Origin of the sequence: Massilia sp. Root351, assembly GCF_001425045.1 — a bacterium.
GTDB lineage: Bacteria > Pseudomonadota > Gammaproteobacteria > Burkholderiales > Burkholderiaceae_D > Rugamonas.
This window is the reverse complement of the sequence record NZ_LMDJ01000035.1, coordinates 40256-66365: the sequence shown is the minus strand read 5'-3', so window position 1 is coordinate 66365 and position 26110 is coordinate 40256. Positions and strand designations below refer to the sequence as shown.

Genomic DNA, 26110 nt, shown 5'->3' with positions numbered 1-26110 from the left:
GTAGTTGATGTCCTGGTCTTCTACCACCCGCGCTGCGGGCGCGCTGCTATTGTCGCTGCCGCTCCTGATGTCCGGGGCGGCGCACGCCGCCCCTGCCAAGCCCACCGAGCGCAGCAAGCAGAAGCTGCAAGCCGAAGCCGAGCGCGCCGGCCTGCAGCAAAAGCTCAACGAGCTCAAGCGCGATATCGGCAAGACCGAGAGCGCCCGCGAGGACGCGGCCGACACGCTGGCCGAGTCCGAGGAGGCGATCTCGAACGCCAACCGCAGCCTGCGCGAGCTGTCCGAGGAGCAAACCCAGACCAACGTCCGGCTGCAAGCGCTGGGCGCGGAACGCGCGCGCCTGCAGGCCACGGTGGAGTTGCAAAAGCAGCAGCTGGCCAAGCTGCTGCGCGAGCAATACGTGGCGGGCAATGAAGACCGCATCAAACTGCTGCTGTCCGGGGACAACCCGAACCGCATCAACCGCGACCTGCAACTGATGGCCTATGTGTCGCAGGCGCAGGCGCGGCTGCTGGAATCGCTGCGCGCCAACTTGCGCGCGGTGGAAGCGAACCAGGCCGACGCGCAGAACGCGCGCGACGAACTGGAAGAGATTGCGCAGGAAGAACAGCAGCAGAAAGCGCTGCTGGTCAAGGAAAAAGCCAAGCGCGCCGCCGTGCTGGCCGGCCTGTCGCAGCGCCTGGTGGCGCAGCGCAAGGAGGCGGGCAAGCTGGCGCAGGACGAGCAGCGCATGGCGGGCCTGGTCGACAAGCTGGGCAAGCTGATCGAAGAACAGGCCAGGGCCGCCGCCGCCGAGAAGGCGCGCCTGGAGCGCGTGGCCGCCGCCAAGGCCGCCAAGGCCAAGGCTGACGCGGAGGCCAGGGCGCTGGCGCAGGCCAGGGCGCGCGAGCAGGCCAGGGTGCGCGCCGAGGCGCTGGCCAAGGCCCGCGCCGCGCAGGCCGAGCGCGAGCGCATCGCCAAGGCCGAGGGCAAGCCGAAACCGGCGCCGCTGCCGCTGCCGCCGGCTGCGGTGACGCCGCCGGCGCCGCCGCAGACTGCCCAGACCGTCCCGCCGGCCCCGGCTGGCGAGGGCGGCAAGCTGGAGCCGATCGAAGTCGATGAAACCAAAGTGGCGGCCGTGAAGGAAGAGCCGCCGGCGCGCAAGGCCGACATCGCGCTGGCCCCGGCCATGCCGGACGGCGCCTTCGCCGCGCTGAAGGGCCAGCTGCGTGCGCCGGTGGCGGGCAAGGTGGCCGCGCGCTACGGCAGCAAGCGCGGCGACGGCCCGAGCTGGAAGGGCATGTTCATCCGCGCCGCCGAAGGGGCCGACGTGCACACGGTGGCCAGCGGCCGCGTGGTGCACGCCAGCTGGCTGCGCGGCTTCGGCAACCTGATCATTGTCGACCACGGCGGCCAGTACTGGAGCTTGTACGCCAACAACCAGTCGCTGCTGCGGCGCGTGGGCGAAGTGGTGAAGGCCGGCGACGTCATCGCGGCGGCCGGAAACACCGGCGGTAACGAAGAATCGGGTTTATACTTTGAGCTCAGGCACAAGGGCAAGGAATTCGATCCGGCCAGCTGGGTCAAATTCTGAAGTCCAACACAGCGGAACAATCATGGGTAACAAGTTCAAGAATTTCGGCCTGATCGGCCTGGGCATGGTGGCCGGGGTGGCCGCTTCCCTGCAGTTTTCCGCTGTGGCACAGAAAGCGCCGGCCATGCCGCTGCCGCTGGAGGAGTTGCGCCAGCTGTCGGACGTGTTCGGCCTGATCAAGTCCGACTACGTGGAAGACGTGGACGAGAAAAAGCTGGTCACCGAAGCCATTTCCGGCATGGTGGCCTCGCTCGATCCGCACTCGGTCTACCTGGACAAGAAGGCCTTCAAGGAGATGCGCGAGTCCATGCTGGGCAAGTTCGTCGGCATCGGCATCGAGGTGGGCATCGAGGACGGTTACGTCAAGGTGGTGTCGCCGATCGAGGATTCGCCCGCCTTCAAGGCCGGCATCAAGGCCGGCGACCTGATCACCCGGCTCGACAACACGCCCATCCGCGGCCTGTCGCTGGATGAGGCGATCAAGAAAATGCGCGGCGAGCCGCACTCGAAAATCGTGCTGACCCTGTCGCGCAAGGGCGAGGACAAGCCCATCATCGTGCCCATCGTGCGCGAAGAGATCCGCGTGCAGAGCGTGAAAGCCAAGATGATCGAACCGGGCTACGCCTGGCTGCGCGTGTCGCAGTTCCAGGAGCCCACGGTGGACGACATGGCGCGCAAGCTGGCCAGCCTGTATGCGCAGAACCCGGGCATCAAGGGCCTGGTGCTCGATCTGCGCAACGACCCGGGCGGCGTGGTGCCGGGCGCCATCGGCGTCTCGGCCGCCTTCCTGCCCAAGGACGCGGTGGTGGTGTCCACCAACGGCCAGCTGGCCGACTCCAAGCAGACTTTCTATGCCCGCCCAGAATATTATTCCGGCCGCGCCAACAGCGATCCGCTGGCCAAGCTGCCGGCCGCGCTGAAGAGCGTGCCGATGGTGGTGCTGGTCAATTCCGGTTCCGCCTCGGCCTCCGAAATCGTGGCCGGCGCGCTGCAGGACTACAAGCGCGCCGTGGTCATGGGCACGCAAACCTTCGGCAAGGGCTCGGTGCAGACCCTGCGCCAGCTCACCGCCGACACCGCCGTCAAGCTGACCACCGCGCGCTATTACACGCCGCATGGCCGCTCGATCCAGGCGCGCGGCATCGTGCCGGACATGCTGGTCGACGAAACCGCCGAAGGCGACGGCCTGAACAGCATGCGCCTGCGCGAGGCCGACCTGGTCAAGCACCTGAACAACAAGGACGACAAGGAACTGCCGTCCGCCGTGCCGCAGCCTTTGCACGACGAACTGGAAGAAGAGCAGCGCCTGCTGGCCTTGTCCAGGACGCGCAAGCCGGTGGAATTCGGCAGCAAGGACGACTTCCAGCTGGCGCAGGCGCTGAACCACTTCAAGGGCCTGCCGGTGCAGCTGTCCAAGACCGAGAAGGCGCGCGACCTGGAGGTGGAAGCGTCCGCCAAACCCGCCAAGCCGGACGCCCCCGTCAAGCAGGACGCGCCCGCCCAGCCCCTGAAGAAGTAAGGCGATGGACGACAGCCAGCTGCTGCGCTACTCGCGCCACATCCTGCTTGACGAAATCGGCATCGAAGGCCAGCAGAAGCTGCTGGACGCGCGCGCGCTGGTGATCGGCGCCGGCGGCCTCGGCTCGCCGGCCGCCATGTACCTGGCCTCGGCCGGCGTGGGCCGGCTCACCATTGTCGACAACGACACGGTCGACCTGACCAACCTGCAGCGCCAGATCGCCCACAACATGGCGCGCGTGGGCCTGCCCAAGGCCGAATCGGCGCGCGCCACGCTGGCCGCCATCAATCCCGCCATACAGATCGAGGCGCTGGTCGAGCGCGCGGACGACGCGCGCCTGGCCGAACTGGTGAGCCGGGCCGACGTGGTGCTTGACTGCACCGACAACTTCGCCACCCGCCACGCCGTCAACCGCGCCTGCGTGGCGCACGGCGTGCCGCTGGTGTCGGGCGCGGTGATCCGCTTCGACGGCCAGGTCAGCGTGTTCGATCCGCGCGGCGGGGCCGGCCGCAGCGCGGACCTGCCGTGCTACTCCTGCCTGTTCCCGCAGGACCAGCCCTTCGAGGACGTGGCCTGCTCCACCATGGGCGTGTTCGCGCCGCTGGTGGGCGTGGTCGGCGCCATGCAGGCGGCCGAAGCGCTCAAGCTGCTGATGGGCATAGGCGAGCCGCTGGCCGGCCGCCTGCTGCTGCTGGACGGCTTGCGCATGGACTGGACCTGTATCAAAATCGGCCGCAACGACGCGTGCCCGGTGTGCGCACAACCCTAGGAGACCGACCCCGATGAAGCGACTTTCCGCCATCATGGCCGTGGCGATTGCCTCGGCATTTGCCGCTTACGCCCCCGCCTCCGCCATCGCGGCCGAAACCCTGCGCTATGTGCTCATCACCGAGAACGGCAAGCAGGCCGGCGAACAGGTGGTCGAGCGCGGCGACGATGGCCTGACCAAGGTGCGCTTCATCTACAAGAACAACGGCCGCGGCCCCGAGCTGACCGAGCAGATCCGCTACAACGCCGACGGCACCATGGCCAGCTACGCCGTGCAGGGCAACTCCACTTACGGCGCGGTGGTCAACGAACAGTTCGCCATCCAGAATGGCAAGGCCGCCTGGCAGTCCACCACCGAGCGCGGCGAGCAGGCGCTGAACGGCCCGGCCATGTACGTCCCGCTGAACAACTCCTTCGAGGTGGCGTCGGCCGCCATCGCCGCGCTGGCCGCCGCCCCGGGCGGCAAGCTGGCGCTGTTGCCCTCGGGCACGCTGACCCAGCGCAAGCTGGCCGAAGCGCAGGTGACGCTGAATGGCCAGAGCCAGCAGGTGCAGTTGCTGGCGCAGACGGGCCTGGGCCTGTCGCCCCAGTTCTACTGGGCCACCATGGGCAACGCTGCCGCTGCCGCTGGCGCTGCCGCAACCAGGCCGCGCCTGTTCGCGGTGGTGATCCCGGGCGCCTTCACCGCCATCGAGCAAGGCTGGGAAGCGAACGGCCCGGCGCTGGCCGCGCTGCAGAAGGACGCCGAGCAGAAGATGCTGGCCGAGCTGGCATCGACCCTGCAGCATCCGCTGAACGGCCTGACCGTGGTGAAGAACGCGCGCGTGTTCGACAGCGAGAAAGCCAAGCTGGGACCGGCCTCGGACGTGTACGTGCTGCGCGGCCGCATCACCGCCGTGCTGCCGGCCGGCTCGCCGGTGCGCGGCGCCGTCAACGAGATCGACGCCGATGGCCGCGTGCTGCTGCCCGGCCTGTTCGACATGCACGGCCATGTGGGCCGCTGGGAAGGCGGCCTGCATATCGCCGCCGGCGTGACTTCGGTGCGCGACATGGGCAACGACAATGCCCAGCTGCAGCAGATCATGGACGAAACGGCGGCCGGCAAGCTGCTCTCGCCGCAGGTGGTGCCGTCCGGCTTCCTGGAAGGGGAAAGCCCGTACTCGGCCAACCTGGGCTTCGTGGTCAAGACGCTGCCGCAGGCGAAAAGCGCCATCGACTGGTACGCCGAGCACGGCTACCCGCAGCTGAAGATCTACAACTCCTTCCCCCAAGCCATCCTGAAAGACACGGTGGCGTACGCGCACAGCCGCGGCATGCGCGTGTCCGGCCACATCCCGGCCGGGCTGCGCGCCTTCGAGGCGCTGGACATGGGCTTCGACGAGATCCAGCACATCAACCAGGTGATGCTGAACTTCCTGGCCACGCCGCAGACCGAAACCCGCACCCTGGAGCGCTTCGTGCTGCCGGCCGAGAAGAGCGCCGCGCTGAAGTTCGATTCCAGGCAGGTCAAGGACTTCATCGCCCGCCTGGCCCGGCAGAAGACCGTGATCGACCCCACGCTGGCCACCTTCGCCTTCCTCAAGCAGAAGGACGGCGACATGAACACGCCGTTCGCCGCCATCGCCCCGCACATGCCGCCGGACCTGCAGCGCGGCTTTCGCGTCGGCACCATGAAGATCGCCGACGACGCCACCCTGAAGCGCTACCAGCAGTCCTACGCCCACATGGTGGACTTCGTGGGCCGCCTGTACCGGGCCGGCGTGCCCATCGTGGCCGGCACCGACGAGCTGGCGGGCTTCACGCTGCAGGCCGAACTGGAATTGCTGGTGCAGGCCGGCCTGACGCCGTCGCAGGCGCTGCAGGTGGCCACCCGCAACGGCGCGCTGTACACGCGCACCAGCCACGAGCGCGGCAGCATCGCGCCGGGCAAGCTGGCCGACCTGGTGCTGGTGGATGGCGAGCCGACCAAGAATATCGGCGACGTGCGCAAGGTGGCCGCCGTCATCACGCGCGGCTTCCTGGTCTATCCGCACGAGGTCGACAGCGCGCTGGGCATCCGGCCTTTCGTCACGGCGGCCCCGGCGCTGAAGAAACTGGCGCCGGTGTCGAGCAACATCGCCGGCGGCGGCAACGAAGGCGCCCTGCAGCGCATCGGCGTTTCCGCCCATCGCCACGATTAGAGCTTATCGTCACAACCTGATCGTCACAATTAGGCCTTATACTTCGCACTCTCACCTGGAAAGTGTCCTTGTTTATGCAAAACGTTACATTCCCTGCCAAGCGCCGCGCGCGCGGTTTCACCCTGATCGAGATCATGGTGGTGGTGGTCATCATGGGCGTGCTGGCCGCGCTGGTCGTGCCGAAGCTGCTGGCCCGCACCGGCGAGTCGAAAGTCGCCGCCGCCAAGGTCGATATCGCCACCGTGATGCAGGCGCTGAAACTGTACAAGCTGGATAACCAGCGCTACCCGACCACCGAACAGGGCCTGCAGGCGCTGCTCACCAAGCCCACCACCGGCCCGGCCGCCAACGGCTGGAAGGCGGGCGGCTACCTGGAAAAGATGCCCAAGGACCCGTGGGGCAACCCCTACCAGCTGCTCTCGCCCGGCCTGAAGGGCGAAGTGGACGTGTTCTCGCTGGGCGCCGACGGCCAGCCCGGCGGCAGCGGCGACGATGCCGACATCGGCTCCTGGGACAACTAGGCTACCGTCATGGCGGCCGCCGCGCGCTTTCACCAATCGCAGCGCGGCTTTACGCTGATCGAGCTGCTGGTGGTGCTGGTCATCGCCGGCATCACGGTGGGGCTGGTGTCGCTCAACGCGGCGCCCAGCCGGCGCCAGGGCATGCAGCAGGAGGCGCAGCGCGTGGCGCTGCTGCTGCAGCTGGCGCGCGACGAAGCCATCGTGCGCAACCGCCTGGTGGCCTTCGAGGCGGGGCCGGAAAGCTACCGCTTCCTGGTGCGCAACGAGCAGCGCGTGTGGGAGCCCATCACCACGCAGGACCGGCAGGACGACCTGCTGCGCGAACGCCAGTTCAAGAACAGCCCCGTCACGCTGCTGCTGGAGCCGGCTTCGACCGTGCCCGGCGACACCCTGCGCATCACCTTCGGCCGCGAGCCGGTGGATAAACCCTTCGCGCTGACCATGGCCAGCGGCGACGTCAGTGTCGTCATCCGCGCCGACGGCATCGGCCACTTCACGGTGGACTGATATGCACGCCAATTTGCCCGCCACCATGCACGCCAACTGCACGCACGCCGCGGCCCGCCGCGCGCGCGGCTTTACCCTGCTGGAAGTGCTGGTGGCGCTGGTCATCGTCGGCACCGCGCTGGGCGCCTCGCTGCGCGCGGTCGGCAGCCTGACGCAAAACAGCGACGGCCTGCGCGCCGCCATGATGGCCACCTGGTCGGCCGAAAACCGGCTGGTGCACCTGAGCCTGAACAAGCAGTTCCCCTCCGTGGGCAAGACTTCCTTCGACTGCCCGCAGGGCGACCTGAAACTGGTGTGCCAGGAAGAGGTGATCGCCAGTCCCAACCCGCGCCTGCGCCGGGTCGAGGTGAGCGTGTTCGACGAGAAGCAGCCCGAGCGCCTGATCATCAAGCTGGTGCAACTGAAGCTGCAGGAATGATGGCCGCCACGCCCAATCCGTTCCGCTCGCGCGGCTTCACCCTGGTGGAGCTGCTGGTGGCGATCGCCGTGCTGGCGATAGTTGCCGTGCTGGGCTGGCGCGGCCTGGACGGCATCGTCCGCTCGCGCCAGGCCCTCACCGAGCAGATGGAGCAGACGCGCGGCATCCAGCTGGCGTTTGCGCAGATGCAAAGCGACATGGAGCAGCGCGCCCTGCGCAAGCAGCTGCGCGCGCGCGAAACGCTGGCGGCGGACGCGGACCGCATGCTCTTCGTGCGCACCGTGCTGGCCGAGGGCGAGCCGTCGCGCCTGCAGGTGGTGACTTACCGCATCCGCGACGGCGTGCTCACGCGGCGCGAATCGCGTGCCACGCGCGACCTGGCGCAGCTCGACGCGCTGTGGGCGGCGGCCGTCAGCGACAGCGACAACGCGCCGGCCGTGGCCCTGCAGAGCGGGGTGGACAGCATGGCCGTGCGCGGCTGGCGCGACAGCGCCTGGCAGCCGGTGCGCGGCGTGCAGGGCGGCCAGTCCGCGGAGGCCGCAGCGGGCAGCTCCGGCGAGCAGGACTTCGACGGCCTGGAACTGACGGTGCAACTGCACGGCCAGGCCGCCCCGCTGGTGAAAGTATTCCTGATGGGGGAGAAGTGATGCGCCGCCATCCGATGGGGCGCCATGCCGTGCCGCGCGCGCGCCAGGCCGGCGTGGCCGTCATCACCGCGCTGTTGCTGACCACCCTGGCGGTCACCATTGTGGCCAGCCTGTTCTGGCAGCAGCAGGTGCAGGTGCGCTCGATGGAGAACCAGCGCCTGCACCTGCAGACCAAGTGGATCATGCGCGGCGCGCTGGACTGGGCGCGCCTGATCCTGCAGCAGGATGCCCGTTCCAACCCCACGGTCACTTCCGAAAACGGCCCCTGGGCCACCCCGCTGGCCGAAACGCGGCTGGACGACTACGTCGAACGCGAGCGCGTGGCCAACGAAAAATTCGATGCCACCCTGTCCGGCCGGGTTACCGACGCGCAAGCACGTTACAATCTCGCCAACCTGGTGCAGAGGGGCGCGCCCGATCCGGTGCAAGTCCAGATTTTCCGCCGCCTGCTGCAGCGCCTGAGCTTGAACCCCGGCCTGGCGCAAACGCTGGCCGAGGAATTGGCGCTAAGCCAGCCGGTCGCGGCCGATGCGGGCGGGGCCGGCGGAACGGGGGGCACGGGTGGAACTGGCGGGGCGGGAGGAGGCGGTGGCGCGGGCGGCGCCGGCGGCGGGCTGGCGGGCAGCAGCAACGGCACGCGCCGCGAGCCGCTCGAGCTGATCCGGGTGGAAGACTTGCTGGCGGTGTCGGGCTTCACGCAGCCCATGATAGAAAAGTTGCGCGAGTTCGTCGTCGTCTTGCTGCCCGGGGTCAACGTGAATGTGAATACGGCGCCGGCGGAAGTGCTGGCGGCGCTGGCCGACTGCTCGGTGTCGGAAGCGGCGACGATAGTGCAGTTCCGGCGCCGCACGGCGTTCAATACCGCGGCCGACTTTGGCAACTACCTGGCGGGCCAGACCCGCAAGACGCTGCCGGCCGAGGTGAAGGTGGAGGTGAAGAGCGATTACTTCCTGGTGCTGAGCCATGTCCGGCTGGACCGGGCGGCGCTGGACGCGCAGTCGCTGATTTACCGCGGCCCCAAAAGCCCGGTGTTGCTGTGGATGCGGGAAATTTAGTTTGGAAAGCTTGTTGGACAGCGAAATTGGATACCTAAGCAGCATGAACGAAAGCGAGATTCTTCTTTGACGACTTTATACATCCGGTATCCAGCCAGGGCGGCCGCCGACGGCGGCGCCGCGCCTGCCTGCCATTTCGCGCTGGTGGGCGACGGCGGCAACGTGATGCAGCAGGGCGCTTCGCCGCTCGGTAACCTGGCCGACACGGTGGCCGCCGCGCGCCGCGTGGTGCTGCTGCTGGCCGCCGCCGACGTCACCCTGCTGCACGTGCCGGTGCCGCCGCTGTCGAACGCGCGCCTGAAGGCCGCGCTGCCGGCGCTGGTGGAAGACCAGGTGCTGGGCGATCCGGCCGACTGCGTGCTGGCGCTGGCGCCAACCACCGCCACGCAGGACGGCAGTACCCGCACCGTGGCCGTGGTGCAGCGCAGCTGGCTGGAAGTGCTGGTGAAAACGCTGGTGGCGCAAGGCGCGCAATCGGTGTCCGCGCTGCCGGCGCAACTGTGCCTGCCGCTGGCGCCGGGCGGCGCATCGGCGGCGCTGGCGCAAACCGACGCCGGCCTGGAACTGACGCTGCGCAAAGGCCTGCAGGACGGCATGGGCCTGACCGTGGGACCGCAGCCGGAGGCGGCGCTGCAGATGCTGCGCGCGCTGGCCGGCGACGCGCCGCTGACGGTGTATGCGCCGGCCGCGCTGCTGCCGCAATACCAGCCGCTGGCGGCCGCGGTCAGCCACGTCGCGCTGGACACGGACCGCTGGGAGCATTGGGTGTCCGCCGCCAAGAGCGCCAGGGGCGGCGCGGCGCCGGACCTGGCCGCGGGCCTGGGCGCCACCGGCGCGCAGTCGCGCGCCTGGCAGCGCTGGCGCTGGCCGCTGCGCCTGGCGTTGCTGGCGCTGCTGGTCAACCTGGCCGGCATGAATATCGAGTGGCTGCGCCTGAAGCGCGAGGAACGCGAACTGCGCGAGTCCATGGTGCAGATCTTCCGCGCCGCCTATCCGAAGGAAACCGTGATCCGCGACCCGGCCGCGCAGATGCGCATGAATATCGCCGCCGCCAAGGCTGGCAGCGGCGAAGTCAATGCCGACGAATTCACCGCCATGGCCGCCGCCTTCGGCGAAGCGCTGGCCGCCACCGGCAAGCGCGACCTGATCGCCTCGATGGAGTACCGCGAGCGCAGCCTGGTCATCAAGCTCAAGCCCAACGCGGCCGACGCGGCCACCCTGCAGCAGCTGCAGGGCGCCCTGTCGGCGCGCGGGCTGGCGCTGTCGGAAACGGCGGCCGGCGTATGGCAGGTCCGCAGCGGCGCTGGCGGCAGCACCGGGAGCAAAGCATGAGCGAAGCAACGATGAAGATCCAGCAATTGCGCGACAGCGTGTCCGCCTTCTGGAATGAACGCAGCGAACAGGAACGCCGCATGCTCGCCATCGGCGGCGCCGTGGTCGGGCTGGCGCTGGTCTACAGCGTGCTGGTGGCGCCCGCCCTGGAAGGGCGCGAGCGGCTGGCCAAGGCGCTGCCGCAGCTGCGGCAGGACGTGGCCGAGCTGAAGGCCATGGGCCGCACGGCCGCCGAACTGGCGGCGCGGCCGCCGGTGCAGGCGCCGCCCATGTCGCGCGAGGGGCTGAACGCCAGCCTGAACGCGGCCGGCCTCAAGCCGCAGTCGCTCAACCTCACCGGCGAATACGCCAAGCTGGAAGTGAAGGGCGTGCCGTTCGCCGCGCTGGTCACCTGGCTGGACGCGCAGCGCCGCGACAGTGCCGTGCTGGTGCAGGAAGCGGTCGTCACCGGCCAGCCCACGCCCGGGGTGGTGGATGCGACCATCACGCTGCGGCAGGCGTCGGGCCCAGGCGCGAACAACGCCGGCGGGGGGCGATGAAGCGCGCCGTGTTATGGTTGCTGGCGGCGCTGCTGGGCGTGTCGCTGGCGGTGCTGGCGTTCTTCCCCGCCGCCTGGGTGGCGGACGCGGTGGAAAGCCGCACCGGCGGCCGTTTGACGCTGGGCGATGCGCAAGGTACGCTGTGGCGCGGCTCCGCCTTCATCGGCGGCGCGGCCAGCAGCAATGGCGCGGTGACGCCGCTGCTGCCGGGGCGCTTTGCGTGGCAGCTCTCGCCGCTGTCGCTGCTGGGCATGGTGGACATGGAATTGTCGAACGCGCAGGCGCTGGCGCAGCCGGTCAGCTTCAAGGGCGGCTGGAAGCAGTGGCAACTGAGCCCGTCGGCCTTGCTGCTGCCGGCCGACGGCCTGGCCGGCCTGGGGGCGCCGCTCAACACGCTGGCCCTCAGCGGCCGCCTGCGGCTGTCGTGGACCACGCTGGAACTGGCGCTGGCCGGGCAGCAGGTGGACGTGAACGGCCGCACCACGCTGGAGATGGCCGACATGTCGTCGCGGCTGTCGCCGCTCAAGCCGCTGGGCAGCTACCAGCTGGCGCTGGACTGGCGCGGCCAGCAGGCGCAGCTGGATTTGAGTTCCTTGAAAGGCCCGCTGCTGTTGAGCGGGAAAGGCAGCCTGCAGAACGGCCGCCTGCAATTCTCCGGGCAGGCCCAGGCGGCCGACGGTTATGAGCAGTCGCTGGACAATCTATTGAATTTGCTGGGCCAGCGCCGTCCCAACCAGGGCGGCAAGAACATCATCGCGTTAGAGTTCAGATAAGTACAGATAATGAAAAAACAGTCCGCAAGCAAGTCCCAACGTCCAACGCTGCGCCAGCTGAGCGCGGCCGCCATGCTGTGCTGCGCCGCGCTGACCGCGCAAGCACCCGCCTGGGCCGCCCCCGGCGATGATGCCGCGCTCAACTTCGTCGGCGCCGACATCGAGTCGGTGATCAAGGCGGTGGGCCACTACACCAACATCACCTTCCTGATCGACCCGCGCGTGAAGGGCACCCTGACGCTGGTGTCCGAGGGCCCGATGAGCAAGACCCAGGCGTTCGCGCTGCTGACCTCCGCGCTGCGCCTGCAGGGCTTCGCCATCGTCAGCGGCGACGGCTACGCCAAGGTGGTGCCGGAAGCGGAAGCCAAGCTGCAGGCCACGCCGACCCAGATCGGCGCCGGCGGCGCGCTCAAGGGCGACCAGATCGCCACCCAGGTGTTCCACCTGAACTATGAATCGTCGGCCAACCTGGTGACGGTGCTGCGCCCGCTGATCACGCCCAACAACACCATCAACGCCAACCCGGGCAACAACACCCTGGTCATCACCGACTACGCGGACAACCTCAAGCGCCTGGGCAAGCTGATCGCCGCGCTGGATGCGCCCTCCAGCACCGACATGGACGTGATCCCGGTACGCTACGCCATCGCCAGCGACCTGGCCAGCATGCTCACCAAGCTGCTCGAGCCGGGCGCCGGCGGCGGCGCCGATTCGGGCCGCGTCAGCGTGCTGGCGGACCCGCGCACCAATTCGCTGGTGCTGCGCGCGCCGTCGGTGGCGCGCGCCAACCTGGCCAAGTCGCTGATCGCCAAGCTGGACCAGCCCACCGCGCAGCTGGGCAATGTGCACGTGGTCTACCTGAAGAACGCCGAAGCGACCAAGCTGGCGCAGACGCTGCGCTCGGTCATGTCCGGCGACAGCAGCGTCACCGGCCAGGCCACCGGCGCGGCCGGGCTGAACAACCAGCAGGGCGCGGCCGGCGGCGGCGGCATGACCGGCAGCACCGGCAGCGGCATGACGGGCGGCACCGGCACCACCGGTTCCACCAATCCGCTGCTGAACGCCGGCAGCAGCAACAACCAGCTGGCCGCCGGCGGCGCGGGCGGCTTCATCCAGGCCGACGCCACCACCAACACGCTGATCATCACCGCGCCCGAATCGGTGTACCGCAACCTGCGCGCCGTGATCGACCAGCTGGACGTGCGCCGCGCCCAGGTCTACATCGAATCGCTGATCGTCGAAGTGAGCGCCGACAAGGCCTCCGAGTTCGGCGTGCAGTGGCTGGGCCTGAGCGGCAACGACAACTCCACCTACCGCGTCGGCGGCGGCACCTCGTTTGCCAGCGGCACCGCCAACAACCTGCTCAGCCTGGCGGCGGGCGACGGCAAGGTGCTGCCGGGCGCCGGCATGACCATCGGTATCTTCAAGCAGCTGGCGAACGGCAAGCTGGGCCTGGGCGCGGTGGCGCACACGCTGGAAGCGGACGGCGGCACCAACATCCTGTCCACGCCCAACGTGTTCACGCTGGACAACGAGCTGGCCACCATCCGCGTCGGCCAGAACGTGCCGATCCTGACCGGCCAGTTCACCACCACCTCCGGCACCAGCACCAACCCGTTCCAGACCATCGACCGCAAGGACGTCGGCCTGACCCTGAAGGTGCGTCCGCAGATCTCCGAAGGCGGCACCATCAAGCTGGCCATCTACAACGAGAGCTCCAGCATCGACACCAGCGTCACCTCCGAAAGCGGCATCGTGCTCAAGACGCGCGTGATCGAGACCAACATCATCGCCGACGACGGCCAGATCGTGGTGCTGGGCGGCCTGATCTCGGACGACGCCAACGACAACGTGGAAAAGGTGCGCGGCCTGGGCGACATCCCCGTCCTGGGCAACCTGTTCAAGTACCAGAAGCGCGGCCGCAAGAAGACCAACCTGATGGTGTTCCTGCGCCCGGTGGTGATCCGCAACAAGGACCAGAGCACCAGCCTGGCGACCGACCGCTACGACTACATGCGCGCCACCCAGCAGGACGTGAAGCCGAACGACACGCCGCTGCTGAAGAACCTCGGCCAGCCCATGCTGCCGGGCCTGCAGGACGGCACGCCGCTCCCGGGCAGCGGCCAGATGGCGCGCCCCGTGCCGCCGCTGGTGCCGGGCCAGCTCAATCCGAACCAGGCGCCCGCGCCGTCTGAAGGCAAGCCGCAATAATGAGCAACCTGCTGCCCTACGCCTTCGCGCGCGACTATTCGGTGCTGGCCCAGCCGGGCCAGGAAGCCGAGCACTCGGTGGACCTGTACGTGTCCAATGCCACCGCGCCGGCCGCGATTGCCGAAGTGTCGCGCCGCTTCGGCCGCATCAACCTGAAAACCCTGGGCCGCGCCGACCTGGAGGAAGCCATCGCCAAGGCCTACGCCGGCGCCGGCGGCGACGCCTCGCAGGTGGCCGACGAGTTCGACGCCGACCTGGACCTGACCAAGCTGCTGCAGGACGTGCCGGCCATCGAGGACCTGCTCGAATCGAGCGACGACGCGCCGGTGATCCGCATGATCAACGCGCTGCTCACGCAGGCGCTGCGCGAAGGCGCCTCCGACATCCACATCGAACCGTTCGAGCAAACCTCGGTGGTGCGCTTCCGCGTGGACGGCACGCTGCGCGACGTGGTCAAGCCGCGCAAGGCCATCCACGGCTCGCTGATCTCGCGCATCAAGATCATGGCGCAGCTCGACATCGCCGAGAAGCGCCTGCCGCAGGACGGCCGCATCACGCTGCGCGTGGGCGGCAAGCCGGTCGACGTGCGCGTCTCCACGCTGCCCACCGGCCATGGCGAGCGCGCCGTGCTGCGTCTGCTGGACAAGGAAGCCGGCCGGCTCGACCTGCAGCACCTGGGCATGAGCGAGGACATGCTGCCGCAGTTCGACGGCCTGATCGCCCAGCCGCACGGCATCGTGCTGGTGACCGGCCCCACCGGCTCGGGCAAGACCACCACTTTGTACGCCGCGCTGTCGCGCGTGAACTCCACCACCACCAACATCCTGACGGTGGAAGACCCGATCGAATACGACCTGCAGGGCGTGGGCCAGACCCAGGTCAACCCGCGCATCGACATGACCTTCGCCAAGGCCCTGCGCGCCATCTTGCGCCAGGACCCGGACGTGATCATGATCGGCGAGATCCGCGACCTGGAAACGGCGCAGATCGCGGTGCAGGCCTCGCTCACCGGCCACCTGGTGCTGGCTACCTTGCACACCAACGACGCCTCGGCCGCCGTCACGCGGCTGCTGGACATGGGCATCGAGCCGTTCCTGCTGTCGTCGTCGCTGCTCGGCGTGCTGGCGCAGCGCCTGGTGCGCAAGCTGTGCCCGTCCTGCAAGACCTTCGACGGCGCGCAATGGCACGCGGTGGGCTGCGAGCACTGCGGCCATACCGGCTACCAGGGCCGGGTCGGCATCTACGAGCTGCTGCGCACCACCGAGGAAATCCGCGCCCAGATCCACAACCGCGCCTCGGAAGCCGAAGTGCGCGCCGCCGCGCAGGCGGGCGGCATGAAGACCATGCGCGAAGACGGCGAACGCTGGCTGCGCGACGGCACCACCACGCAGGCCGAACTGCTGCGCGTGGCGAAGGACTGACGTCGATGCCCGCATTCCGCTACGAAGCCGTCGACACCGGCGGCGCCACCAGGAAGGGCGTGGTCAACGCCGACAGCCCGCGCTCGGCCCGCTCCGACCTGCGCGCGCAAGGCCTCACGCCGCTCAAGGTGGAAGCCATCTCGGCCCAGGTCGACGCCAGCGGCAAGACCACGCGGCGCGGCTTCGGCGAGCGCCTGTCGACCACCGAGCTGGCGCTGTTTACGCGCCAGCTGGCCAGCCTGCTGGAAGCCGGCCTGCCGCTCGAGCAAGCCTTCTCGGCGCTGCTGGAGCAGGCCGAGCGGCCCTACGTGCGCGACCTGATCGCCTCGATCCGCTCCGAAGTGATCGGCGGCGCCGCGCTGTCCGAAGTGCTGTCGCGCCATCCGCGCGACTTCGCCGAAATCTACCGCGCACTGGTGGCCTCGGGCGAGCAGATTGGCCAGCTGTCGCGCGTGCTCACCCGCCTGGCCGACTACATCGAGCGCCGCAACGCGCTGGTGCAGAAGGTCAAGCTGGCGTTCACCTACCCGGCGATCGTCACCGTGGTGGCGTTTTCGATCGTGATCTTCCTGCTCACCTACGTGGTGCCGCAGATCGTCTCCGTGTTCGCCAACACCAAGCAAAAGCTGCCGGTGCTGACGGTGCTCATGCTGGCCGTGTCCGACTTCGTGCGCAACTACGGGCTGATCGTGCTGGTGCTGCTGATCGGCGCCTGGTTCTCGTGGCGGCGCGCGCTGCAGAACCTCGCGCTCAAGACGCGCTGGCACACCTGGCTGCTGACCGCGCCGCTGTACGGCAAATTCGAGCGCAGCCTGAACACGGCGCGCTTTGCCAGCACGCTGGCCATCACCACCGGTTCCGGCGTGCCGATCCTGCGCGCGCTGGAAACCAGCCGCGACACGCTGACCAACGTCGCCATGCAGCAGCTGGTGGAAGAGGCGAGCGACGCGGTGCGTGAGGGCGTCAGCCTGGCGCGCGCGCTGTCGGCGCAGAAGCACTTCCCGCCGATGCTGATCCACATGATACGGGCCGGCGAAATCACCGGCGAGCTGCCGGCCATGCTGAACCGCGCAGCCAGTGCGCAGGAAGCGGACCTGGAGCGGCGCACGCTGACCATCGCCGGGCTGCTGGAACCGGCGCTGATCCTGGCCATGGGCGTGGTGGTGCTGCTGATCGTGTTGGCGGTGCTGATGCCGATTATTGAAATTAACCAGCTGGTGCACTGATATGAATCGATTGCCTGTCGTAGCAAGTTTTGTAGCCGTGGTGGCCGTGTCCGCCTCGTGCGCCTACTGGGGCATGCTGCTGTTCAAACCCGAGCAGCGCGCGCTCGCCGCCGTGCCGATGCAGGCGCCGCCGGAGGCGTCGGTGGCGGCCGCGCGCAACCTGTTCGGCGGCGACATCGCCGTCGCCGCCGCCAGCAACTACCAGCTGCGCGGCGTGGTGGCTGCCGCCAACGGGCGCGGCAGCGTGGCCATCATCGCGGTCGACGGCCAAGCGGCCAAGGCCTACCCGGTGGGCGCCGAAGTGGCCAGCAATGTCAAGGTGCAGGAAGTGCAGGGCCTGTACGTGGTGCTGTCCGAAGGCGGCATCCAGAAGCGGCTCGACCTGCCGCCGCCGGAAAGCGCCAGCTCATCCAGCGCCACCGCCGCCCCGCTGCCGATGCCGCCGGTGCAACAGCAACTGCAGCCGGTCCCGCCCCCCGCGCCCCCGGCGCCGCAGCCGCCCCCCCAAATGCCCACCCCCGTCAGCGGAACCCGATAAGCAAGCTGAGCCGCATCCCCCAACTTCGGGGTCAGACCCCGAGTGCGGCTCAGTCCGCTCCACCATAGGGCACAGCAAGTCGCCCCATGCATTAGCGCAAGTTGGCGAGGTGAGAATCAGGTCTTTTCACCAAGCGGCCTGAGCCGCATTCGACCCGCTTCGGGGTCTGACCCCGAAGTAAGGCGTAATGCGGCTCAGGTCGCTAGTCGTCGGACTTGGCGGGGTCGATTTTCTTGAGGGCGGCCTTGGCGGCCTGGCGCTGGGCCGAGACCGGCTTGGCGTGCGGGCCGGCGGCGCGGTTCTTGGCCAGCGCCGCGTAGGGGTTGCGCGGCTTTTGCGAGGGTTCGACGCGGAATTGCATTTTCTGCCGCGTCGCCAATGCCTTGTTTGCCATCGTTCCCCCCCCTCTTGCCTTACAGCACGTAGCGCGACAGGTCTTCGTTGACCGCCAGCGCGTCCAGCCGCGCATTGACATAGCCGGCGTCTATCGTCAGCGTCTGCGCGCCGCCTTCGCTGGCGCTGAACGAGATCTCCTCGAGCAGCTTTTCCATCACCGTGTACAGCCGCCGCGCGCCGATGTTTTCGGTGCGCTCGTTGACCTGGTAGGCAATCTCGGCCAGCCGCGTGATGCCGTCCGGCGCGAACGCCAGCGTCACGCCCTCGGTGGCCAGCAGCGCTTCGTATTGCTTGGTCAGGCAGGCGTCGGTGGCCGTCAAAATGCGCTCGAAGTCGGCAATCGACAGCGATTCAAGCTCGACCCGGATCGGGAAGCGCCCCTGCAACTCCGGTATCAGGTCCGACGGCTTGGCCAGGTGGAAGGCGCCCGACGCAATGAACAGGATGTGGTCGGTGCGTATCATGCCGTACTTGGTGTTCACCGTCGTGCCCTCCACCAGCGGCAGCAAATCGCGCTGCACGCCGGCGCGCGACACGTCGGCCCCGCCCATCTCCGAGCGCGAGGCGATCTTGTCGATCTCGTCCAGGAACACGATGCCGTTCTGCTCCACATTCTGGATCGCCTTCTGCTTCATCTCGTCTTCGTTGACCAGCTTGGCCGCCTCTTCGTCCAGCAGCAGCTTCATCGCTTCCTTGATCTTGACCTTGCGCGCCTTCTTGCGCCCGCCGCCGATGCCGGAAAACATGCTCTTGATCTGCTCGGTCATTTCCTCCATGCCGGGCGGGGCCATGATTTCCATCTGCGGCGCCGTGTCGGCCAGCTCGATCTCGATTTCCTTGTCGTCCAGCTCGCCTTCCCGCAGGCGCTTGCGGAAGGTCTGGCGCGTGGTGTCGGGCTTGCCGTCCTCGGCCGGGGCCGCGTTGGCGAAGCCGAAATCGCGCGGCGGCGGCAGCAGGATGTCCAGCACGCGGTCCTCGGCGGCGTCCTCGGCGCGCGCGCGCACCTTGGCCATCTCGGCCGAGCGGGTCTGTTTGATGCCGATGTCGACCAGGTCGCGGATGATGGTGTCGACGTCGCGCCCCACATAGCCCACCTCGGTGAACTTGGTTGCCTCGATCTTGATGAAGGGCGCGTCGGCCAGCTTGGCCAGGCGGCGCGCGATCTCGGTCTTGCCGACCCCGGTCGGGCCTATCATCAGGATGTTCTTCGGCGTGATTTCATGGCGCAGCGGCTCTTCCACCTGCTGCCGGCGCCAGCGGTTGCGCAGCGCGATGGCCACGGCGCGCTTGGCCTTGCCCTGGCCAACCACGTGCTTGTCGAGTTCGCCGACGATTTCTTGCGGAGTCATATTCATTCTGCTTTCCCGTCCAGCGTTTCGATAATGTGGGACATATTCGTGTAGATGCACAGCTCGCCGGCGATGGTCAGCGATTTCTTCACGATCTCGGCCGGCGTGAGCTCGGTGTTTTCCTGCAGCGCCAGGGCGGCCGACTGCGCATAGGTGCCGCCGGAGCCGATGGCGCCGATGCCCTTCTCGGGCTCGAGCACGTCGCCGTTGCCGGTGATGACCAGGGTCGAGGTGGCGTCGGCCACCAGCAGCATCGCTTCCAGGCGGCGCAGCACGCGGTCGGTGCGCCAGTCCTTGGCCAGTTCGACCGAGGCGCGCAGCAGGTTGCCCTGGTGTTTTTCCAGCTTCGCTTCGAAGCGGTCCAGCAGCGTGAAGGCGTCGGCGGTGCCGCCGGCAAAGCCGCACAGCACTTTGCCCTGGTACAGCTTGCGCACCTTGCGGGCCGTGCCCTTCATGACGATGTTGCCCAGCGTTACCTGGCCGTCCCCGCCCAGTGCGACCTGGCTGCCGCGCCGCACGCACAGGATGGTGGTGCCGTGAAATTGTTCCATGTTGACCTCAATGTAATGACGCTCGACGTTCAATGCGCGCAAGGCGCCAGCCCCTGACATGGGGTCTGGCCGGACAATTGCAAGACGGTCCAGTCAAGGACGCGGCTGCGGCCTAGTACTTGTGGGCGAAGATGCGCGCCAGCCCGGCGTAGCCCAGCAGCCGCAGCAGCGCCGCCACCAGATGGTTCACTTCCCGGAATTCTACTCTTCTGCCGTGCGGCGCGAGTTGCTGCAGGCGCGCCAGCAGCTGGTTGGCCGCGGCGTAGTCGAGCCGCGCCAGGCGCGAGCAGTCGAAGATCAGCGCCGGGTACTGTTCGGCATAGGCGCCGATGGCGTCGAGCAGGGCGCCGCAGCTGGCCTCCACCACGGGCGGCAGCATGAAGCGGTCGGACGCCGCCGCGGCCGCCGGCGCGGCCTGGCGCGCGGCCGTGGCCACCTGGCGCGGCGCCGGCGGGGCGTACGGCGGCGGCGACACTTCGAACGTGACGCAGTAGTCCATGCTGCTTTCCTCGAAGTCCTTTTCGCGGTTCAGCAGCTGCAGCAGTTCCAGCAGCAGCAGCCAGGGCGCGGCGCCGTCTTCCCGGCGGCCGACCTGCAGGCCGGCCTGCAGCAGCGCGGCCAGCTCGGCGGCGGCCACCACGATCAGCTCGCGGCCCTGCTTCTGCAGGTGTTGCAGGGCCGCCAGCAGCAGCGCGCAACCGTCGGCGTCGGCGCTGGCGACGCGGCTCAAGTCCAGCCGCAGGGGGGCGGCGGCGTCCAGCGCCGGCAGGCGCGCGAGGATGGCGGCGGCGCTGCCGTCCAGCGCCGGGCCGAACGACAGCGCGGGCGTGACGCCGGCATAGGCGGCGCCATCGCGGGCGGCCGCCGCACCGTTGCCGCCCTCGCCGCCGGCCGCCGCGCCGCGCCACGCCGGCGGCGAGGTTTCGAAGGTGCTGGCATAGTCGATCGACAGGCTGTCGAACAGTTGCTGCCGGCCTTGCGCCTGGTACAGGTCGAACAGCAGCCACCAGACGGTGCGGTCCTGCTGCGCGCCTTGGCCGGACGCGGCCGCTTCGGCCAGCGCGCCGTTCAGCATCTGCACGGCGATGGCGGCCTGGCCGTTGGCGTACAGGATGGCGCTTTCCTCCACCACCGGCGCGGTGGCGTCGGCCGCCACCGGGGCCGGGATCTCGTCGTCGGCCAGCAGCTCGGTGGTGCTGGCGTCCAGCAGGGGCAGGGTGGCGGGGGTGTCGGCGTCGCCGGCGGCCAGGTGCGCGGCGGCCGGCGCGGACAGGGCCGGGCGCGGCGGGCGGCTGCCCCAGGCCGGCTCCGGCATGTTGAAGATGTCCGCTTCCATGGCCGCTTCGATGGCGTCGATCTTCAGCGCGGTGGCGCGCGCGATGTCGCGCTGCAGCTGGCTGTTGGCCGCGGCGCGCTGGGCTTCGCTGTTGGCGGCCAGGCGCGCGGCATCGTCGTCGCCGTCCGGGGCGGCGGCGTCCGGCTTGCCTTTCTTGAACAGGGAAAACAGGCCCACGGCATTCCTCGCTATGCTGGTCTCCTAGTGTAGCCGAAGAGCAAGGCACAAACAAAAAAAGCATGCGGCCTTGCCTGCATGCTTTTTTTAAGGTGAGCCGTCCGCCTGCGCCCATGCGCCGGGGCGGCTGCTGCGGAGGCAGCCGGGCGGTTGCTTAGTCCCCGTACAGCTTCTGCTTCAGTTCGCGGCGCTGCTGTGCTTCCAGCGACAGGGTGGCGGTCGGACGGGCGATCAGGCGCGGAATGCCGATCGGTTCGCCAGTCTCTTCGCACCAGCCATATTCGTTGTTATCGATGGCGACGATGGATTGCTGCACTTTCTTGAGCAGCTTGCGCTCGCGGTCGCGGGTGCGCAGTTCCAGGGCGTGTTCTTCCTCGATGGTGGCACGGTCGGCAGGGTCCGGCACCAGCACGGTTTCGCGCAGGTGTTCGGTCGTCTCGCCGGCATTCTTCAGCAGCTCTTTTTCAAGGGCTTGCAGCTTGGCCTTGAAAAATGCCATTTGCGCCGGGTTCATGTAGTCTGCTTCGCCCATCTTCAGAATTTCTTCTTCCGTGAGGAGGCGGACTTCTTCGATAGCGGCGGGGGTCGATTTATTAGTTTTAGTCATCACTTCGCTTACCTTCGATACGACAGAGTTTTCAAATTTATCAGTTGCGCGATGAACTCGGCAACCGCGCCGGCACCTAAGTCGTTACCTAGTTGCTAACCGGCACCCCACAAAACCCGGTTAGTTTATACCAAACATTGTTCCAATCCGCGAATAAAGATGTCTTTCGGTAGATTTTTGCCAATAAATACCATTTTGCTGCCACGTTCTTCCCCTTCGGCCCACTTTGCGCCCAGATCGCTGCCCATCAGCTGGTGTACGCCCTGGAATACCACCTTGCGTTCGGCGCCCTGCATCAACAATACGCCTTTGTAGCGCAACATGCGAGGACCGTACACATCGACCAGCCCGCCAAGGAATTCGTCCAGTTTGGCGCTGTCGAACGGGCGCGCGCTCTTGAAGACGAAGGCAGCGATGTCGTCGGTGTGGTGGCTGTGGTGATGGTCGTGGGCGTGGCTGGGGTGCTTGCAGTGTTCGCCGTGCTCGTGGTCGTGCTCATGGCCGTGGTCGTGGTCATGTTCTTCGGCGGCCAGGAAGTCCGGGTCCAGTTCCAGCTTCTCGTTCAGGTTGAAGCCTTTCAGGTCCAGCACCTCGGAAATCGGCGCGCTGCCGAAGTTGGACTGGCTGATGGGCGCGCGCGGGTTGATGCGCTTCAGGCGCGGCAGCAGCTGGTCCAGCACGGCCTGGTCCACCAGGTCGGTCTTGGACAGCAGCAGCTTGTCGGCAAAGCCCACCTGGCGCTGCGCTTCTTCGTTGTCGTCCAGCTGCTGCATGGCGTGGCGCGCGTCGACCACGGTGACGATGGCGTCCAGCATGTAGTGGCTGCCCACTTCGTCGTCGATAAAGAAGGTCTGCGCCACCGGGCCGGGGTTGGCCAGGCCGGTCGTTTCAATCACCACGCGGTCGAAGTGCAGCTCGCCGGCGGCGCGCTTTTGCGCCAGGTTCGACAGCGCCACGATCAGGTCGCCGCGCACGGTGCAGCAGATGCAGCCGTTGTTCATCTCGACGATTTGTTCCTTGCTGTCCTGCACCAGGATCTCGTTGTCGATGTTTTCCTGCCCGAATTCATTCTCGATGACGGCAATGCGCATGCCGTGGCTTTCCTGCAGGATACGGTTGAGCAGGGTGGTCTTGCCCGCGCCGAGGAAACCGGTGAGGATGGTGGTGGGTATCATTGCCATGTCAGCTTGCCGATCAGTAGTTGAGCGCCCCTGGGGGCCGGGATCGAGCGATTATGCCGGAATTTTGTCAAAGCGGCCAAACGCCGTCCTTGACGCAGCGCATGCTTACTTTACATAGTCTATTTAATCTTGGCGCGCGGATGGGCCTGGTCGTAGACCTGGGCCAGGTGCTGGAAGTCCAGCGCCGTGTAGACCTGGGTGGAAGCGATGGTGGCGTGGCCCAGCATGTCCTGCACCGCGCGCAGGTCGCCGGAGGACTGCAGCACGTGCGAGGCGAAGGAGTGGCGCAGCATGTGCGGGTGCACCGCCGAGGGCGCGCCGGTGGCCAGGCCGTGCGCCTTCAGGCGCAGCTGCACCACGCGCGCCGACACGCGGCTGCCGCGCGCGCTGGTAAACAGGGCGGCGCTGCCGTCGGCCGGCGCCGGGCGCACCGCCAGCCAGGCCGCGATGGCGGCCATGGCGGCGCTTCCCACCGGCACGGTGCGGCGCTTGCCGCCCTTGCCCAGCACGGTCACGTCGGCGTTGCCCTGTTCCAGCCAGCCCAGTGCGTCCTTGCTGTAGTGCAGGTCCAGTCCGGCCAGTTCGGACACCCGCAAGCCGCTCGAATACAGCAGCTCGAACATGGCCCGGTTGCACAGCTCGGCCGGTTCGGGCGCTGCGCCCGGCCCGGAGGAAGCCAGGCGCGCCGGCGCCGACACCAGGCGCACCGCGTCGTCCACCGACAGCGCCTTGGGCAGCGTCTTGGCGCGCTTGGGGGCGCGTACGCCCTGCACGGGATTGGCGGCCAGCGCGGTCTGCCCGGCCAGCCAGTCGAAGAAGCCGCGCCAGCTGGACAGCTTGCGGGCGATGGAGCGCGGCTCCAGCGCCTTGCCGTGCAGGCGGGCGGCGTAGCGGCGCAGGTCGGCCTGCGCCAGCGCGTTCCACGCCGTTTCGCCGCTGAGCGCGGCCAGCTCGGCCAGGTCGCGCCGGTAGGCGTCCAGCGTGTGCGGCGACAGTTTGCGCTGGGTGCGCAGCTGCTCGAGGTAAGCGTGCGCCCACTCGGCCTTGCCGCGCTCGCCCATGGCGGCCTCAGGCCAGCAGCGGGGCCAGCGCGGTGCTGGCCGTTTCGCCGATGTGGACCAGGAAATCGGTCGCCATCAGCGAGGTGAAGCGCTCCGAATCCGGCGAGCCCAGGATCAGCAGGCCGAAGGTGGCGCTCTTGCCGCCCGGCGCGGCCGCGCCCGGCTTGCGCAGCGGGATGATGACGGTGGACTGCACGTGGCCCGCGTCTTCCAGCCAGCGCACCGCTTCGAAGTCGTTGTTGGCGCCGCAGTACGGGGCCATCAGGCTGTTGGCGAAGATGCGCGCGTCATCCGACGCGCCGTTGGTGAACCACTGGTCCGCGTATTCCGGCTTGGCGCCCCACAGGCGCAGCGTGGCCTGCGGCACGTGGAAGCTGCTCTTCAGGCTGTCGGCCAGCACGCGCGGCATGGCGCCGTCCTGGCGCACTTGCAGCAGGGCCTGGGTCCAGCTGTGGAAGCGGCCGGCGATGGTCTCGTTTTCCTTGGCGTGGCGCGACAGTTCGGCCATGCGCAGTTCCAGCGCCTTGTACTTGTCGCGCATCACTTCCATCTGGCGCTCCTGCAGCGAAACGGCGCGCCCGGTCAGCGGGCTGGACAGCTTGACCTCGCCCAGCAGGCTGGCGTGCTCTTCGAAGAAGTGCGGATGGTCGGTCAGGTATTGCAGTACGGCGGTGGAATCCATTGTTTCAGCGTAAGTGTGGTGGAGAGGCAAGCGCCATTCTAACCGAGGCGCCAATAAAAAAGACGCCCGCAGGCGTCTTTCGGTGTGGCGTGCAGCGGCCCCGCCGCGCTTAGAAGCGGTGGCGCATGCCGATCTGGATACCCTTGCTCGACTCGCCCGGTTTCGAGGTGAAGCCGCCCGAGGCGCTGGCCGCGCCGATCGCGTACTGGCCGTCGTTCTCGTTCTTGATGTAGGCGCCCACCAGGTACACGTCGGTGCGCTTGGACAGGTTGTAGTCGTAGCCGATGCCGTACTGGGTGGCGTCGCTGGCGTCGGCCCGCTTGTCGTCCTGGCGCACCACGGACGCCATGATGCGGCCCGCGCCCACCTTGTAGTGGAAACCGACCTGGTAGCTGATCGCGTCCAGCAGGAAGTTGCGCTTGAGCGCGGCGTTGGCCTGGCCGGCCAGCAGCGTGCTCAGCGGAGCAGGGAAGGCGGCGAAGGTCGGCGCCAGCAGGTCGCCCGCGTAGCGGATGATGACCGAGTTCTCGTTCTTCTGCTTGTGGGTGCCCAGGAACAGCTTCCAGTTGTCGAAGGCGTAGGAGCCGGCCAGCGTGGTGGTCACCAGGCCGCGCGCGCCGACCTGGTCGGTGCCGTGGTTGTGGCCCAGGCCGACGTCCCAGCCGTTGGCCACGTAGCGCACGTTGGCGCCCCACGAGCGCTTGTCCATGCCGATGTAGCCCGATTTCTCGGTGCCGTACATGGCCGACGCCTTGAGGCCGTTCGGCAGTTCCATGCGGTACTGGATCGACTTGTCGGAACGGATCGCGATACCGGCCGTCAGCAGGCCGCCGGTGCCGCCCACGATGCCGCCCCAGCCGGCGGCCGTGCCCGACTCGAACACGTCGCCGGCGTTCAGCACTTCGTAGCCCGGGGTGTACATGCGGCCCAGCAGCACTGCGCCCACCGGCATGATCAGGCCGACCATCGAGGTGCGGTCGAACAGGGCGCCGTTGATGTTGACGTTGATGGCCGGGTTCAGCGCGGCTTGCACGCCGGCGCGCAGCTTCTCGGCCGTGGCTGCGCCGCCGGCCGCTGCCGGCACGGTGAAGTTCAGGCCTTCGGTCAGCGCGAAGGTGGGGTTGCTGCTCAGGTTGCCGGTTTGCTGGCGGCCGGTGTCGAGCTCGACGCGCGCTTCCAGGTTGAAGATGGCCTTGTAGCCGCCGCCCATGTCCTCGATGCCGCGGAAGCCCAGGCGCGAGCCGTCGGCGATACCGCTGACCAGCTTGGTCTTGGCGTCCTGGCCGCCGTTCTTCACGTACATCACGCCGGCATCGGCGATACCGTAGATGGTGACCGAGGATTGGGCCATGGCAGGCACGGCGAAACAGGCGGCAATACCCGCTGCGAGCAGTTTAGTTTTCATGCAGTCTCCAAAAGATTGAGTTGTTTTTTTATTATTCTCAAAATAGTACGTGCGTACTAATTAGGTGCAACCAATATGACACGGCTATCCAGCCTTGTACAGAAAGCTATGTTGCTGATTGATCCGGAGTTGCGAAA

The 26110-nt window shown here is 68.0% G+C and carries 25 protein-coding genes; 16 read left to right on the top strand and 9 right to left on the bottom strand.

Annotated features, from left to right (window positions below):
• Positions 1 to 7 precede the first annotated feature (7 nt).
• The 16 genes from ASD15_RS28645 (at position 8) to ASD15_RS28570 (ending at position 17228) form a co-directional block, all read left to right on the top strand.
• Entirely contained in the window at positions 8 to 1573 is a 1566-nt protein-coding gene (locus tag ASD15_RS28645) for a murein hydrolase activator EnvC (RefSeq protein WP_082552216.1), read from the top strand.
• Positions 1574 to 1595: 22 nt separating this feature from the next.
• Positions 1596 to 3092 (top strand): S41 family peptidase, encoded by a 1497-nt coding sequence (locus ASD15_RS28640; protein ID WP_057158429.1) that lies wholly within the window; start codon positions 1596 to 1598, stop codon positions 3090 to 3092.
• A gap of 4 nt (positions 3093 to 3096) precedes the next feature.
• The gene (locus ASD15_RS28635) at positions 3097 to 3861 is read left to right on the top strand and encodes a HesA/MoeB/ThiF family protein (RefSeq protein ID WP_057158428.1); all 765 of its coding nucleotides are present in this window, start codon (positions 3097 to 3099) and stop codon (positions 3859 to 3861) included.
• A 13-nt stretch (positions 3862 to 3874) separates the two neighbouring features.
• Positions 3875 to 6040: an amidohydrolase family protein gene (locus ASD15_RS28630; protein WP_057158427.1), complete on the top strand. Its 2166-nt coding sequence runs from the start codon at positions 3875 to 3877 to the stop codon at positions 6038 to 6040.
• A gap of 74 nt (positions 6041 to 6114) precedes the next feature.
• On the top strand, positions 6115 to 6561 hold the full coding sequence (gspG, locus tag ASD15_RS28625; protein ID WP_057158426.1) for a type II secretion system major pseudopilin GspG: 447 nt from the start codon (positions 6115 to 6117) through the stop codon (positions 6559 to 6561).
• A 9-nt stretch (positions 6562 to 6570) separates the two neighbouring features.
• On the top strand, positions 6571 to 7068 hold the full coding sequence (gene gspH, locus ASD15_RS28620; RefSeq protein ID WP_057158425.1) for a type II secretion system minor pseudopilin GspH: 498 nt from the start codon (positions 6571 to 6573) through the stop codon (positions 7066 to 7068).
• A gap of 1 nt (position 7069) precedes the next feature.
• A complete protein-coding gene (gene gspI, locus ASD15_RS28615; protein WP_373888209.1) occupies positions 7070 to 7486 on the top strand; it encodes a type II secretion system minor pseudopilin GspI in 417 nt (138 codons plus the stop codon).
• Entirely contained in the window at positions 7483 to 8133 is a 651-nt protein-coding gene (locus ASD15_RS28610; protein ID WP_057158424.1) for a type II secretion system protein J, read from the top strand. The genes gspI and ASD15_RS28610 overlap by 4 nt, the downstream gene beginning before the upstream one ends.
• Entirely contained in the window at positions 8133 to 9188 is a 1056-nt protein-coding gene (gspK, locus tag ASD15_RS28605) for a type II secretion system minor pseudopilin GspK (RefSeq protein WP_229418378.1), read from the top strand. The genes ASD15_RS28610 and gspK overlap by 1 nt, the downstream gene beginning before the upstream one ends.
• A 66-nt stretch (positions 9189 to 9254) precedes the next feature.
• Positions 9255 to 10520: a type II secretion system protein GspL gene (gene gspL, locus ASD15_RS28600; RefSeq protein ID WP_057158423.1), complete on the top strand. Its 1266-nt coding sequence runs from the start codon at positions 9255 to 9257 to the stop codon at positions 10518 to 10520.
• Positions 10517 to 11059 carry a type II secretion system protein GspM gene (gene gspM / locus ASD15_RS28595; RefSeq protein ID WP_057158422.1) on the top strand — a complete coding sequence of 181 codons (543 nt, stop codon included), beginning with the start codon at positions 10517 to 10519 and terminating at the stop codon, positions 11057 to 11059. Before gspL ends, gspM begins: the two co-directional genes overlap by 4 nt.
• Positions 11056 to 11832, top strand: coding sequence for a type II secretion system protein N (locus ASD15_RS28590; RefSeq protein ID WP_057158421.1), 777 nt, complete (start codon positions 11056 to 11058; stop codon positions 11830 to 11832). The genes gspM and ASD15_RS28590 overlap by 4 nt, the downstream gene beginning before the upstream one ends.
• A 9-nt stretch (positions 11833 to 11841) precedes the next feature.
• Positions 11842 to 14043 (top strand): type II secretion system secretin GspD, encoded by a 2202-nt coding sequence (gene gspD / locus ASD15_RS28585; protein WP_057158420.1) that lies wholly within the window; start codon positions 11842 to 11844, stop codon positions 14041 to 14043.
• On the top strand, positions 14043 to 15464 hold the full coding sequence (gene gspE / locus ASD15_RS28580; protein ID WP_057158419.1) for a type II secretion system ATPase GspE: 1422 nt from the start codon (positions 14043 to 14045) through the stop codon (positions 15462 to 15464). The genes gspD and gspE overlap by 1 nt, the downstream gene beginning before the upstream one ends.
• A gap of 5 nt (positions 15465 to 15469) precedes the next feature.
• Positions 15470 to 16690: a type II secretion system inner membrane protein GspF gene (gspF, locus tag ASD15_RS28575; RefSeq protein ID WP_057158418.1), complete on the top strand. Its 1221-nt coding sequence runs from the start codon at positions 15470 to 15472 to the stop codon at positions 16688 to 16690.
• A 1-nt stretch (position 16691) separates the two neighbouring features.
• Complete coding sequence (locus tag ASD15_RS28570; protein WP_157201182.1) at positions 16692 to 17228, top strand: type II secretion system protein N; 537 nt, start codon at positions 16692 to 16694, stop codon at positions 17226 to 17228.
• Positions 17229 to 17430: 202 nt separating this feature from the next.
• Here ASD15_RS28570 and ASD15_RS28565 read toward each other — a convergent pair whose 3' ends face one another.
• From ASD15_RS28565 to ASD15_RS28525, 9 genes are all read right to left on the bottom strand, one after another.
• Positions 17431 to 17622 (bottom strand): hypothetical protein, encoded by a 192-nt coding sequence (locus ASD15_RS28565; protein WP_057158416.1) that lies wholly within the window; start codon positions 17620 to 17622, stop codon positions 17431 to 17433.
• A 19-nt stretch (positions 17623 to 17641) separates the two neighbouring features.
• Positions 17642 to 18979, bottom strand: coding sequence for an ATP-dependent protease ATPase subunit HslU (gene hslU, locus ASD15_RS28560; RefSeq protein WP_057158415.1), 1338 nt, complete (start codon positions 18977 to 18979; stop codon positions 17642 to 17644).
• Positions 18976 to 19524 (bottom strand): ATP-dependent protease subunit HslV, encoded by a 549-nt coding sequence (gene hslV / locus ASD15_RS28555; protein ID WP_057158414.1) that lies wholly within the window; start codon positions 19522 to 19524, stop codon positions 18976 to 18978. The genes hslU and hslV overlap by 4 nt, the downstream gene beginning before the upstream one ends.
• Before the next feature lie 112 nt (positions 19525 to 19636).
• The gene (locus ASD15_RS28550; protein WP_057158413.1) at positions 19637 to 21037 is read right to left on the bottom strand and encodes an STAS domain-containing protein; all 1401 of its coding nucleotides are present in this window, start codon (positions 21035 to 21037) and stop codon (positions 19637 to 19639) included.
• Between the two features lie 154 nt (positions 21038 to 21191).
• A complete protein-coding gene (gene dksA, locus ASD15_RS28545; protein WP_056401310.1) occupies positions 21192 to 21644 on the bottom strand; it encodes an RNA polymerase-binding protein DksA in 453 nt (150 codons plus the stop codon).
• Positions 21645 to 21769: 125 nt separating this feature from the next.
• The gene (locus ASD15_RS28540; RefSeq protein ID WP_057158412.1) at positions 21770 to 22825 is read right to left on the bottom strand and encodes a GTP-binding protein; all 1056 of its coding nucleotides are present in this window, start codon (positions 22823 to 22825) and stop codon (positions 21770 to 21772) included.
• 119 nt (positions 22826 to 22944) lie between these two features.
• The gene (locus ASD15_RS28535) at positions 22945 to 23886 is read right to left on the bottom strand and encodes a tyrosine recombinase XerC (RefSeq protein WP_057158411.1); all 942 of its coding nucleotides are present in this window, start codon (positions 23884 to 23886) and stop codon (positions 22945 to 22947) included.
• Positions 23887 to 23893: 7 nt separating this feature from the next.
• A complete protein-coding gene (locus tag ASD15_RS28530) occupies positions 23894 to 24568 on the bottom strand; it encodes a DUF484 family protein (RefSeq protein WP_057158410.1) in 675 nt (224 codons plus the stop codon).
• A 109-nt stretch (positions 24569 to 24677) separates the two neighbouring features.
• Positions 24678 to 25973: a porin gene (locus ASD15_RS28525; protein WP_057158409.1), complete on the bottom strand. Its 1296-nt coding sequence runs from the start codon at positions 25971 to 25973 to the stop codon at positions 24678 to 24680.
• Between the last annotated feature and the right edge of the window lie 137 nt (positions 25974 to 26110).